The organism is Streptomyces sp. NPDC008163 (assembly GCF_042956885.1).
GTDB classification, from domain to species: domain Bacteria; phylum Actinomycetota; class Actinomycetes; order Streptomycetales; family Streptomycetaceae; genus Streptomyces; species Streptomyces drozdowiczii_A.
Genome location: NZ_JBIBHG010000001.1, coordinates 958,191 through 971,092, shown reverse-complemented (window position 1 = coordinate 971,092; position 12,902 = coordinate 958,191). Strand labels below are relative to the sequence as shown.

General features: G+C 73.2%; 10 protein-coding genes. 6 read left to right on the top strand and 4 right to left on the bottom strand.

All coding sequences use genetic code 11. From position 1 onward, the window contains the following. The first annotated feature begins 221 nt into the window (after positions 1-221). Together ACFZAT_RS04595 and glgB are read left to right on the top strand one after the other, a co-directional pair. On the top strand, positions 222-1,613 hold the full coding sequence (locus ACFZAT_RS04595; RefSeq protein WP_391259848.1) for a maltokinase: 1,392 nt from the start codon (positions 222-224) through the stop codon (positions 1,611-1,613). 53 nt (positions 1,614-1,666) lie between these two features. After that, positions 1,667-4,120, top strand: a complete 2,454-nt coding sequence (glgB, locus tag ACFZAT_RS04590; protein WP_391259845.1) for a 1,4-alpha-glucan branching enzyme — start codon at positions 1,667-1,669, stop codon at positions 4,118-4,120. 53 nt (positions 4,121-4,173) lie between these two features. On the opposite strand, the gene trxA is transcribed toward glgB, so the two are convergent. Genes trxA through ACFZAT_RS04575 form a run of 3 tightly spaced genes read right to left on the bottom strand, consistent with a single transcriptional unit; the run spans position 4,174 to position 6,330 of the window. Continuing rightward, positions 4,174-4,506, bottom strand: coding sequence for a thioredoxin (trxA, locus tag ACFZAT_RS04585; protein ID WP_391259841.1), 333 nt, complete (start codon positions 4,504-4,506; stop codon positions 4,174-4,176). A gap of 3 nt (positions 4,507-4,509) precedes the next feature. Next, positions 4,510-4,914: a MerR family transcriptional regulator gene (locus tag ACFZAT_RS04580; RefSeq protein WP_391259838.1), complete on the bottom strand. Its 405-nt coding sequence runs from the start codon at positions 4,912-4,914 to the stop codon at positions 4,510-4,512. Positions 4,915-4,956: 42 nt separating this feature from the next. Then, complete coding sequence (locus ACFZAT_RS04575; protein WP_391260271.1) at positions 4,957-6,330, bottom strand: cation:dicarboxylate symporter family transporter; 1,374 nt, start codon at positions 6,328-6,330, stop codon at positions 4,957-4,959. 136 nt (positions 6,331-6,466) lie between these two features. On the opposite strand from ACFZAT_RS04575, the gene ACFZAT_RS04570 reads away from it, so the two are divergent. From ACFZAT_RS04570 to ACFZAT_RS04560, 3 genes are all read left to right on the top strand, one after another. Further along, the gene (locus ACFZAT_RS04570; RefSeq protein WP_391259836.1) at positions 6,467-8,077 is read left to right on the top strand and encodes an ATP-binding protein; all 1,611 of its coding nucleotides are present in this window, start codon (positions 6,467-6,469) and stop codon (positions 8,075-8,077) included. Beyond that, positions 8,074-8,748, top strand: coding sequence for a response regulator (locus ACFZAT_RS04565; RefSeq protein WP_391259834.1), 675 nt, complete (start codon positions 8,074-8,076; stop codon positions 8,746-8,748). The genes ACFZAT_RS04570 and ACFZAT_RS04565 overlap by 4 nt, the downstream gene beginning before the upstream one ends. A gap of 154 nt (positions 8,749-8,902) precedes the next feature. Then, positions 8,903-9,532, top strand: coding sequence for a helix-turn-helix domain-containing protein (locus tag ACFZAT_RS04560; RefSeq protein ID WP_391259832.1), 630 nt, complete (start codon positions 8,903-8,905; stop codon positions 9,530-9,532). 5 nt (positions 9,533-9,537) lie between these two features. Here the strand turns inward: ACFZAT_RS04560 and ACFZAT_RS04555 are convergent, their stop codons facing one another. After that, the gene (locus tag ACFZAT_RS04555) at positions 9,538-10,563 is read right to left on the bottom strand and encodes an ATP-dependent 6-phosphofructokinase (protein ID WP_391259829.1); all 1,026 of its coding nucleotides are present in this window, start codon (positions 10,561-10,563) and stop codon (positions 9,538-9,540) included. Between the two features lie 262 nt (positions 10,564-10,825). Between ACFZAT_RS04555 and pta the strand changes: the two genes are divergently transcribed. After that, positions 10,826-12,898 (top strand): phosphate acetyltransferase, encoded by a 2,073-nt coding sequence (pta, locus tag ACFZAT_RS04550; protein ID WP_391259826.1) that lies wholly within the window; start codon positions 10,826-10,828, stop codon positions 12,896-12,898. The last annotated feature ends 4 nt before the right edge of the window (positions 12,899-12,902 follow it).

Genomic DNA, 12,902 nt, shown 5'->3' with positions numbered 1-12,902 from the left:
AGGCCACCGACGGGGCGGTTTCCACCGCCCCGCACGGGGCACTCGACCCCATACCGGGTGGTTCAGGAAGCTTCCTGGATCCTCCTGGCGTTTCGATCCCCTCATGTCGAGTCCGTACGGATCATCCTGACCCGACACGTCCCGCACAGCCGGACAGCCAATGCCGCAATCCGGGACACTCTTCGCATCCTGTGGTGTGCCCGGGGAAAGGACGCGATGCCATGTCGGAGGCTGCATCCGCTCAGGTCGCCCTGGCGAACAGCACAGCCCTGATTCCGTCTCTCGGACCGCTGCTCCACGAATGGCTGCCCCGGCAGCGGTGGTTCGCGGGCAAGGGGCGGCCCATCACCGCCTTCTCGCTCGTCTCGGCCACCGAGATACTGCCGGTGGACGGTGGCGACGGCTCCGCCCCCGGGCTCCTGCACCTACTGGTGCGGGTCCATCAGCCCACGATGCCCGCCCAGCCCCCCGTGGACTGCTACCAGTTGCTCCTCGGGGTCCGCTCCGCGCTGCCCCAGCACCTCGCGCCCGCCGCCGTCGGCCGGGTGTCCGACGGGCCGCTGGCCGGGCTCACCGTCTACGACGGGCTGCACGACGCCCGGCTCGCCTCGCTGCTGCTGGAACGATTGCGCACCCCCGGCCGGCTCGGCGCGGTCCGCTTCGACCGGGGCGCGGACCCGATCCCGGAGGACCTGGCGCCCCGGGTGCTGGACACCGAGCAGTCCAACTCCTCGCTGGTGTACGGCAACGCGTACATCCTGAAGATCTTCCGCCGGGTCTTCCCGGGCACCAACCCGGACCTGGAACTGCCGCTCGCGCTCTCCCGCGAGGGGTGCGGACGGGTCCCGGCACCGGTCGCCTGGTTCGAGGCGGCGACGCCGGAGCGGCTGACCCTCGGGGTGCTCCAGCCCTTCCTGCGCGGCGCCCAGGACGGCTGGCAGCTCGCCCTGCGCGCCCTCGCCACCGGGCACGACTTCGTGGACGAGGCGAGGGCGCTGGGCCGGGCCACCGCCGAGGTGCACACCGCGCTCGCCGCCGCCCTGCCCACCCCGGTGCTCCGCCGCTCCCAGACCGACGAGCTGGCCGCCGCCATGGTGGAGCGCCTGGAGGCCGCGGCCCACGCGGTCCCGGAGCTGGTCCCGTACGTCCCCGGGCTGCGCACCGCCTTCGACGCGGTCGCCGCGCTCGGGCACCGGGGGCGCAGCTGGGCCGCCCAGCGGGTGCACGGCGACCTCCACCTCGGTCAGACCCTGCGCGGCGCCGACGGCTTCTGGTCGCTGATCGACTTCGAGGGCGAGCCGGCCCGGCCGCTCCCGGAGCGCCGCAGCCCGCAGCCGCCGGTGCGCGATGTCGCCGGGATGCTGCGCTCCTTCGACTACGCGGCCCGCTCGCACCGGCCCTGGAAGCCCGAGTGGGCCGCCCGCTGCCGGGACGCCTACTGCGACGGCTATGCCGAGGCGGCGGGCACCGACCCGCGCGCCGAGCCGGAGCTGCTGCGCGCCCACGAGACCGACAAGGCGGTGTACGAGGTGCTGTACGAGGCCCGGCACCGGCCCGACTGGCTGCCGGTCCCGATGGCCGCGATCCACCGCCTGGCCTCGGTCTCCGGCTGAGGATGCCCCGTTCCCCGTACCGCCCCGCCAACACCTCCGAGGAGGCTGTCCCTGTGACCGCCCGCAAGCCGTCCCGCAAGTCCGAGCCCGCCGCCGAGCTCCCGCTCGCCGAGGAACCGATCGCCGCCACGCTGTCCGCGCCACCGGCCGCCCCCGCGGAGGCCGTCGCCGCGCCGGCGGCCGGGTCCGTGGCGGCACCGGAACCGGCCAGGCCGCCCGCGAAGAAGCGTGCGCCGAAGAAGGCCCCCGCCACGGGGGCCGCAGCCGCCCCGCCGAAGCGCGCGAAGAAGGCCGCGGCGCCTCCCAAGCCCCGCAGCGCCGGCAGCCAGGAGCTGCGGCCCGCCACCCCGCTGCACGACGCCGACCGGGGGCGGCTGCTGGCCGGGGAGCACCACGCCCCGCACGATCTGCTGGGCGCGCACCAGGTGGGCGACGGGGTGGAGATCCGGGTGCTGCGCCCGTTCGCCCGGTCGGTCACCGTGCTCGCGAAGGGGCTGCGGGCGCCGCTGCACGGCGACGGGGACGGGCTGTTCTCCGGGGTCCTGCCGCTGCCCTCGGTGCCGGAGTACCGGCTGCTGGTCACGTACGAGGACAACGAGATCGAGGTCCACGACCCGTACCGCTTCCTGCCCGCGCTCGGGGAGCTGGATCTGCACCTGATCGGCGAGGGCCGGCACGAGGAGCTGTGGACCGCGCTCGGGGCGCGGCCGATGGAGCACCAGGGGATCGCCGGGACGCGGTTCACGGTGTGGGCGCCGAACGCCCGGGGCGTGCGGGTGTGCGGTGACTTCAACTACTGGGACGGCACGGGCTTCCCGATGCGGTCGCTGGGCTCCTCCGGGGTGTGGGAGCTGTTCCTGCCGGGGACCGGCGAGGGCGCGCTGTACAAGTTCGACATCTGCCGCCCGGACGGTTCGCACACGATGCGCTCGGACCCGATGGCCCGGCACACCGAGGTGCCGCCCGCCACCGCCTCGGTGGTGACGGCCGCGCACCACGTGTGGCAGGACCGGGAGTGGATGGCGAAGCGCGGGAACGTGCCGGTGCACGAGGCGCCGTTCTCGGTGTACGAGGTGCACCTGCCGTCCTGGCGGCCCGGTCTCTCGTACCGGCAGCTGGCGGAGCAACTGCCCGCATACGTCAAGGAGCTGGGCTTCACGCACGTCGAGCTGATGCCGGTGTCGGAGCACCCCTTCGGCGGCTCCTGGGGCTACCAGGTCACCGGGTTCTACGCGCCGACCTCCCGGATGGGCTCGCCGGACGACTTCCGCTTCCTGGTGGACGCGCTGCACCGGGCCGGGATCGGCGTGATCATGGACTGGGTGCCGGCGCACTTCCCGCGCGACGACTGGGCGCTCGCGGAGTTCGACGGCCGGCCGCTGTACGAGCACGAGGACCCGAGGCGGGCCGCGCACCCGGACTGGGGGACCCTGGAGTTCGACTACGGGCGGGCCGAGGTCCGCAACTTCCTGGTCGCCAACGCCACGTACTGGTGCGAGCAGTTCCACATCGACGGGCTGCGGGTGGACGCGGTGGCCTCGATGCTCTACCTGGACTATTCGCGCGAGGACGGCCAGTGGTCGCCGAACGAGTTCGGCGGGCGGGAGAACCTGGACGCGGTCTCCTTCCTCCAGGAGATGAACGCCACGGTCTACCGGCGCAATCCGGGCGTGGTCACCATCGCCGAGGAGTCCACGGCCTGGGAGGGCGTGACCCGGGCCACCGACCACGGCGGGCTCGGCTTCGGGCTGAAGTGGAACATGGGCTGGATGCACGACTCGCTGGTGTACGTCTCCAAGGAGCCGGTGCACCGCAAGTACCACCACAACGAGATGACGTTCTCGATGGTGTACGCGTACAGCGAGAACTACGTGCTGCCGATCTCGCACGACGAGGTGGTGCACGGCAAGCAGGCGCTGGTCTCCAAGATGCCGGGCGACTGGTGGCAGCAGCGCGCCAACCACCGCGCCTACCTGGGCTTCATGTGGGCCCACCCGGGCAAGCAACTGCTGTTCATGGGGCAGGAGTTCGCGCAGGGTGCGGAGTGGTCGGAGGGCCACGGCCCGGACTGGTGGCTGCTGGACCCGGCGTACGAGGCGTCCGGCGACCACCGCGGGGTGCGGGAGCTGGTCGGCGACCTCAACAAGGTGTACGGGGCGACGCCCGCGCTCTGGCAGCGCGACACCCGTCCGGAGGGCTTCGCCTGGGTGGAGGGGGGCGCGGCGGAGGACAACGTGTTCGCGTTCCTGCGCCACGACGCGAAGGGCGCGCCGCTGCTGGCGGTCTCCAACTTCTCACCGGTGGTGCGGCACGACTACCGGCTCGGGGTGCCGGAGGGCCCCCGGCTGTGGGCGGAGGTCCTGAACACGGACGCGGCCCGGTACGGGGGCGGCGGGGTGGTCAACGAGGAGCCGCTGAAGCCGGAGGACGTGCCCTCCCACGGCAGGCCGTCGAGCGTGTCGCTGACGCTGCCGCCGCTGGCGACGGTGTGGTTCAAGCCGGCGTGACGCGGTGACGCGGCGAGGGGGCGGGGCCGGGTGGCCCCGCCCCCTCGGGCGGTTCAGAGCACGTCCTCCAGCTCCTGGAGGAGCCGGCGCTTCGGGCGGGCGCCGACCATGGACTTCACCGGTTCGCCGTCCCGGAACACCATCAGGGTCGGCATCGAGAGGACGCCGTACCGGGTGCTGATCCCCGGGTTGCGGTCGACGTCGATCTGGACGACGCGCAGCCGTTCGCGCTCCTCGTCGGCGATGGCGCCCAGGACCGGGGCGAGCTGGCGGCAGGGGCCGCACCAGTCGGCGGTGAACTCCACCAGGACGGGCCGGGTCTCCCCCCGCACCTCGGTGTCGAAGCTCTCGTCGGTGAGCTCGTCGACACCCGTTACGTGGATCATCTGTCATCCTCCCAGTTCGCAGCGTGGTTCGGGGCCGCCGGGCAGTCCGGCGGACGCCTCCAGCTCGGCGCGGGCCAGCTGGGCGCCCACCTCGGTGCGGACGGCCCGCAGCTGCTCGATGAGCCGGTCGAGCTCGCCGAGCTTGCGCCGGTAGACGGCGAGCGAGGCGGGGCAGGCGTCCCCGGCGGGGTGCCCGGCGCGCAGGCACTCCACGAAGGGCCGGGTCTCCTCCAGGTCGAACCCGAAGTCCTGGAGGGTCCGGATCTGCTGGATCAGCCTGAGGTCGCTCTCGTCGTACGTGCGGTAGCCGTTCACCGCGCGCCGGGCGGGCAACAGCCCGCGCGACTCGTAGTAGCGCAGCGTCCGCGTCGTCGTCCCGGCCCGTTCGGCCAGCTCCCCGATTCGCATACCGCGACCGTAATCCTTGACGCCGACGTCAAGGCAAGGGCGTCAGACCTTGGTGAGCGAGGGCCGGTCCTCGTCGCCGTCCCGGGCCTCGGGGACGTACGGCTCGGCGGGGCCCTCGTCGCTGAGCATCTTCTCGTCGAAGGGGACCGCGCCGGAGAGCACCTGGCCGACCCGTTCGCGGTCGATCTCCTTGGTCCAGGTGCCGACGAGGACCGTGGCGACCGCGTTGCCCGCGAAGTTGGTCAGGGCGCGGGCCTCGCTCATGAAGCGGTCGATGCCGACGATCAGGCCGACGCCGTCGACCAGCTCGGGGCGGTGCGACTGGAGGCCGCCGGCCAGCGTGGCGAGACCGGCGCCGGTGACGCCCGCCGCGCCCTTGGAGGCGATGACCATGAAGACCAGCAGGGAGATCTGCTCACCGATGCTCAGCGGGTCGCCCGTGGCGTTGGCGATGAACAGCGAGGCCATCGTGAGGTAGATCGCGGTGCCGTCCAGGTTGAAGGAGTAGCCGGTCGGGACGGTGATGCCGACGACGGGCTTGCTGACCCCCATGTGCTCCATCTTCGCGATCAGCCGGGGCAGCGCCGACTCCGAGGAGGAGGTGGACAGGATCAGCAGGAACTCCCGGCCGAGGTACTTCAGCAGCGCGAAGATGTTGACCCCCGCGACCAGGCGCAGGATCGCGCCGAGCACCACGAAGACGAAGAGCGCGCAGGTGATGTAGAAGCCGATCATGATGACCGCGAGGGACTTCAGCGCGTCCACGCCGGTCTCGCCGACCACCGCGGCCATCGCGCCGAACGCGCCGATGGGCGCCGCCCACATGATCATGGCGAGGATGCGGAAGACGAGGCGCTGGATGTGCCCGATGCCGCGCAGCACCGGCTCGCCGGCCGAACCCAGGGCCTGCAGGGCGAAGCCCGCGAGCAGGGCGATCAGCAGGGTCTGGAGGACCTCGCCCTCGGTGAAGGCGGAGACCAGGGTGGTCGGGATGATCCCGAGCAGGAAGTCCGTGGTGGACTCGCCGGCCCCCTCGGCCTGCTTCTCACCGGCGGCCCGGACCGCCTCCGTGATGTGGAGGCCGGAGCCGGGCTCCAGGATGTTGCCGACGATCAGGCCGATGGCCAGCGCCACCGTCGACATGACCAGGAAGTAGCCGAGGGCGAGGCCGCCGACGGCCCCGACCTTGGCGGCCTTGCGGACCGAGCCGACGCCCAGGACGATCGTGCAGAAGATGATCGGCGAGATCATCATCTTGATCAGGTTCACGAACCCGGTGCCGATGGGCTTGAGCTCGACGGCGGCGTCGGGGGCGACGAAGCCCACGAGGATGCCGAGGCCCACGGCCACGATCACGGCGAGATACAGGTACTTCGTACGGTCCGGCTTGGCGCGTTCCGGCTCGGCGGCGTTCACTGCCACGGGGGTCTCCTCGGGTCGTCGTCGTCCCACCCCCGTGCCGGGGGTCCCGGCGACTATCCCGCCCGCTGTGACCCCGGTCACCGTTGCGTGCATTTCGTTCATACGTTTTCGGCCAGGCACACTGATGGGCATGCGTTTCCCCCGTACCCGACCGCGCAGCCTGGCCGGCCAGCTGTTCGCGTGGCAGGTGGTGCTGGTGGCGGCCGTCGTGGCGGGGTGCGCGTTCTTCGCGTACGTCTCCGGGCGCGGCCAGGCCGAGGAGACGGCGGCCCGGCAGGTGCGGGCGGTGGCCCTCTCGGTGGCCGGATCGCCGTCCGTCCGGGAGGCGATCCGCACCGACGACCCCTCCGCCGCGCTCCAGCCGTACGCGGAGCGGGTGCGCCGGGACACCGGGATCGCCTTCATCACGATCATGAGCCCGGACCGGGTCCGCTGGACGCACCCCGACGCCGACCGCATCGGCGAGACCTTCCTCGGGCACACCGCCCGGGCGCTGCGCGGCGAGACCTTCACGGAGACGTACACCGGCACGCTCGGGCCCTCCATCCGGGTCGTCACCCCGGTCCGCGACGGCGGCCGGATCACCGGCCTGGTCAGCGCGGGCATCACCGTGGACCGGGTCTCCTCGCAGGTGCGGGCGCAGCTCGGCGCCCTGGCGCTGGCGGCCGGCGCGGCCCTGGTGCTCGGCGGGCTCGGCACGTACGTGATCAACGCGCGGCTGCGGCGGCACACGCACGGGATGAACGCGGCGGAGCTGAGCCGGCTGCACGACTACCACGAGGCGACCCTGCACGCGGTGCGCGAGGGGCTGCTGATGCTGGACGGGCAGCGCCGGATCGCCCTGATCAACGACGCGGGCCGGGAACTGCTCGGCCTGGCCCCGGGCACCGTCGGCCGCCGGATCGCCGACCTCGATCTGCCGGCCCCGCTGACCGGGGCGCTGCTCGCCTCCGAGGAGCGGGTGGACGAGGTGCACCTGACGGCGGACCGGGTGATCGTCGTCAACACCCGTCCGGTGGTCGGCGGCGAGCGGCGCGGGACCGTCGTGACCCTGCGCGACCACACCGAGCTCCAGGCGCTCTCCGGGGAGCTGGACTCGGAGCGCGGCTTCACCCGGGCGCTGCGCTCACAGGCGCACGAGGCGGCGAACCGGCTGCACACCGTGGTCTCGCTGATCGAGCTGGGCCGGGCGGACGAGGCGGTGGGCTTCGCCACGGCCGAGCTGGAGCTGGCCCAGGCGCTCACCGACCGGGTGGTGGGCGCGGTCGCCGAACCGGTGCTCGCCGCCCTGCTCCTGGGCAAGGCGGCCCAGGCGAACGAGCGGGGCGTGGAGCTGGTGCTCGCCGAGGACAGCCTCATCGACGACGGCGCCCTGCCCACCTCGCTCCCCGCCCGCGACCTGGTGACCATCCTCGGCAATCTGATCGACAACGCGGTGGACGCGGTGACCCGGGGGGCGGCCGTGTCCGGGCGGCGCGGCCGGGTCACGGTCACCGCGCTCGCCGACGGGGGCGAACTGCTGCTGCGGGTCGCGGACAACGGGGCCGGGGTCGCCCCGGCGGACGCGGCCGAGGTGTTCCGGGCCGGCTGGTCGACGCACGGCGCGGGGCGCGGCCTCGGCCTGGCCCTGGTCCGGCAGGCGGCGCACCGGGGCGGCGGGACGGTGGCTCTGGAGCGGGGTCCGGACGGGGGCGCCGAGTTCACCGTGCGGCTGCCGCTGACCGCGGGGGTGCGCGCGTGATCCGGGTGCTGGTCGTGGAGGACGACCCGGTCGCGGCGGACGCCCATCAGCTGTACGTGGGCCGGGTGCCGGGCTTCGTGGTGGCCGCCGTGGCGCACTCGCGCGCCGAGGCGGTCCGGGCGCTGGAGCGCACCCCGGTGGATCTGCTGCTCCTGGACCTCTATCTGCCCGACGGGCACGGGCTCCAGCTGCTGCGCTCGCTGCGGGCGGCCGGGCACTCGGCGGACGTGATCGCGGTGACCTCGGCCCGCGACCTGGGCGTGGTCCGGGAGGGCGTCTCGCTGGGCGTCGTGCAGTACGTGCTGAAGCCGTTCACCTTCGCCACGCTGCGGGACCGGCTCGTGCGGTACGCGGAGTTCCGGGCGGCGGCCGGCGAGGCGAGCGGGCAGGACGAGGTGGACCGGGCGCTCGCCGCGCTGCGGGCCCCGGAGCCGGCCCGGCTGCCCAAGGGGCTGAGCGGTCCGACCCTGGAGTCGGTGACCGGGGCGCTGCGGGCGGCCCCGGACGGTCTGACGGCCGCGGCGGCGGGCCTGGAGCTGGGGATCTCGCGGATCACCGCGCGCCGCTATCTGGAGCATCTGGTGACGGCGGGACGGGCGGTGCGCAGTCCGCAGTACGGGCAGGTGGGGCGGCCGGAGCTGCACTACCGGTGGCGGCCGGAGGGGCGCTGAGATGCCCGGGCGGCCCCTAGGACCTTCCTACGAGCCGTGTTCTCGGGTGAACACACCGTAGTCAGCGGAGCACCGGCCTCCTTACGGTGTCCCCGTGCACCCCTCTCCGCCTTTCAACGCCCCCGCCGCGCGAAGACTCCGCGAGGCCCTGGGTATGGCTCCCGGCCATGTCGCCTACGGTCTCGGCGCTCAGTACGGACTACGGATCACCGCCGAGACGGTGGCCGCCTGGGAGCGCGGGCTCGCGCTCCCCACGGAATACGAACTCACCGCACTGGCCGGGGTGCTGTGGTGCGCCCCGGGCGAGCTGCTGACGGCCGCGCGCAGCCTGCGCGAGCACCGGGTCTCCCGGGCGCTGTCGCCGGACGAGCTGGCCGCCCGGCTGGGGATGGCCGCCTCCGCGTATCTGCGGATGGAGGAGTCGGGGCGGTGGCGGGGCAACGAGCGCCAGTCCGCCGCGCTGAGCGAGGCGCTGGGCCTGACGCCCGCGGACTTCGTGACGGCGACCGGGCGCGAGGAGGAGCTGGCGGAGCTGCTGCGCAGCGCGGTGACGACGCGGTGGCAGGCGTACAGCCGGCCGGTGGCCAAGCTGGTGCCGGTGGACCGGCGCCGGATCCAGGAGGTCCTGGAGCGGCTGCACGGCGACTACCAGGCGCTGATGGTCTCCACGCTGAGCTGGAGCAGTGCGGGTACGGACCGGCCGGGCAACACCGGTGAGGAGGGCCGGGCCTTCCTCACCGGGATCGTGCCCCGCTTCTGGGAGGCGGCCGGCCCTCCGGCGTAACCCGCTCAGAAGACCGACTCGGCCTCGTGCATCCGGTCCAGCGGGACCGTCTTGAGCTGGGTGACCGCCTCGGCGAGCGGGACCATCACGATGTCGTTGCCGCGCAGCGCGGTCATCCGGCCGAAGTCGCCCCGGTGCGCGGCCTCCACCGCGTGCCAGCCGAAGCGGGTGGCGAGGACGCGGTCGTACGCGGTCGGGGTGCCGCCGCGCTGGACGTGGCCGAGGATGACCGGACGGGCCTCCTTGCCGAGCCGCTTCTCCAGCTCGACGGCCAGCCGGTTGCCGATGCCCTGGAACCGCTCGTGTCCGAACTGGTCGATCTCGCCCTTGGCGTACGGCATCGAGCCCTCGGCCGGGTGCGCGCCCTCGGCGACGCAGATGACGGCGAACTTCTTGCCGCGCGCGAAGCGTTCCTCGACCATCTTGACCAGGTCGCCCACCTCGAACTTGCGCTCGGGGAGGCAGATGCCGTGGGCGCCGCCGGCCATGCCGGACTCCAGGGCGATCCAGCCCGCGTGGCGGCCCATCACCTCGACCACCATCACACGCTGGTGGGACTCGGCGGTGGTCTTCAGACGGTCTATGGCCTCCGTCGCGACGCCCACGGCGGTGTCGAAGCCGAACGTGCGGTCGGTGGAGGAGATGTCGTTGTCGATGGTCTTCGGGACCCCGACGACCGGCATTCCGGCGTCCGCGAGCATCCGGGCGGCGGTGAGGGTGCCCTCGCCGCCGATCGGGATCAGCGCGTCCATGCCGTACCGCCGGCTCAGCTCGGCGCAGTTCTCGGCGGCCTCGCGCAGCCGGGAGCGCTCCAGGCGGGCCGAGCCGAGGATGGTGCCGCCGCGGGCGAGGATGCCGCTGACGGCGTTCAGGTCGAGGGGCCTGAAGTGGCCGTCGAGGAGGCCCTTGAAGCCGTCCTCGAAGCCGATGACCTCGTCGCCGTGGCCGACGACCGCCCGGTGGACGACCGAACGGATCACTGCGTTCAGGCCGGGGCAGTCGCCGCCTGCGGTGAGAACTCCGATGCGCATCCTGTTCCGTCTCCTGCTCGCTGGGCCCGTCCACTGGCATCCGGAACGGGGCTTCTACGGCTTGCCCCGTACCGTGAGTCACGACGAGTGTCCCACGCCGGGCGCGCGGCTCGCGCTCCCGGCCGCTCCGGTGCCGCCTGCGCGCGCCCTCGCGGGGCAGTCGTCCGGCGGGCGGCCCCTGCGCCCCCACGGGTATCGTCAAACGGGCGATTACCACTCGAACCGGGCACCATACCGGACCAGAGACGACGGGAGAGCACGCGTGACGCGCAGCGTGTACGTGACCGGGATCGACCGGGGAGACGGCCGCCAGGTCGTGGACCTGGGCGTCATGGAGCTGCTGACCCGCCAGGTCGACCGGGTCGGGGTGTTCCGCCCCCTGGTCCACGACGACCCCGACCGGCTGTTCGAGCTGCTGCGGGCCCGCTACCGGCTCTCCCAGGACCCGGGCACGGTCTACGGGATGGACTACCACGAGGCGTCCGCGATCCAGGCCGAGCAGGGCACCGACGAACTCGTCTCCCTGCTGGTCGAGCGCTTCCACCGGGTGGCCGTCGACTACGAGGTGGTGCTCGTCCTCGGCACCGACTACGCCGGCACCCAGCTCCCCGACGAGCTGGCGCTCAACGCCCGGCTGGCCAACGAGTTCGGCGCCTCGGTGATCGCGGTGGTCGGCGGCCAGGACCAGAACGCGGAGTCGGTGCGCGCCGAGACCCGCAACGCGTACCGGGCGTACTCCGGCCTGGGCTGCGACGTACTCGCGATGATCGTGAACCGGGTGGCCCCCGCCGACCGGGACGTCGTCGCGGAACGCCTCGCCGCGACCCTGCCGGTCCCCTGCTCGGTGCTGCCGGACGAGCCGGCCCTGTCGGCGCCGACGGTCGCCCAGATCACCGCGGCCCTGGGCGGCACGGTGCTCCTCGGGGACGATTCGGGGCTCGCCCGGGACGCGCTGGACTTCGTCTTCGGCGGCGCGATGCTGCCGAACCTGCTGAAGGCGCTGACCCCGGGGTGCATGGTGGTGACGCCCGGGGACCGCGCCGACCTGGTGATCGGTTCGCTCGCCGCGCACAGCGCCGGGACGCCGCCGATCGCCGGGGTGCTGCTGACCCTGGACGAGCGGCCCGGCGAGGAGATACTCACGCTGGCCGCGCGGCTCGCACCGGGCACCCCGGTCGTCTCGGTGGCCGGCGGCTCGTTCCCCACCGCCGCGGAGCTCTTCGCCCTGGAGGGCAGGCTCAACGCGGCGACCCCGCGCAAGGCGGAGACCGCGCTCGGCCTCTTCGAGCGCCACGTCGACACCGCCGCCCTCCTCGACCGGGTCTCGGTCGCCCGCAGCGGCCGGGTCACGCCGATGATGTTCGAGCACGAGCTGCTGGAGCAGGCGCGCGCGGACCGGCGCCGGGTGGTGCTGCCGGAGGGCACCGAGGAGCGCGTGCTGCGCGCGGCGGACGTGCTGATGCGCCGGGACGTCTGCGACCTCACGCTGCTCGGCGACCCGGACACCATCCGCAAGAAGGCCGCCGACCTCGGCATCGACCTCGCCGAGACCCAGCTCATCGACCCGCAGACCTCCGAGCTGCGCCAGTCGTTCGCCGAGCGGTACGCACAGTTGCGGGCGCACCGCGGGGTGACGGTCGAGCTGGCGTACGACGTGGTCTCGGACGTCAACTACTTCGGCACCCTGATGGTCCAGGAGGGCCTGGCCGACGGGATGGTCTCGGGGGCGGTGCACTCCACGGCGGCGACCATCCGGCCCGCCTTCGAGATCATCAAGACGAAGCCCGACGCCTCGATCGTCTCCTCGGTCTTCTTCATGTGCCTCGCCGACAAGGTGCTGGTGTACGGCGACTGCGCGGTCAACCCGGACCCGGACGCCGAGCAGCTCGCGGACATCGCGGTGCAGTCCGCCGCCACGGCGGCCCGCTTCGGCGTGGACCCCCGGATCGCGATGCTGTCGTACTCGACGGGGACCTCGGGCACCGGCGCCGACGTGGACAAGGTGCGCGAGGCGACGGACCGGGTGCGCGGGAGCCGCCCGGACCTGAGGATCGAGGGGCCCATCCAGTACGACGCGGCGGTCGAGCCGAGCGTGGCCGCGACGAAGCTGCCGGAGTCGGAGGTGGCCGGGCAGGCGACGGTCCTGATCTTCCCGGACCTGAACACCGGCAACAACACGTACAAGGCCGTGCAGCGCTCGGCGGGCGCGGTGGCGGTGGGGCCGGTCCTCCAGGGGCTGCGCAAGCCGGTCAACGACCTGTCCCGGGGCGCGCTCGTGCAGGACATCGTGAATACCGTGGCCATCACCGCGATCCAGGCCCAGGGCGAGGAGTGACCCG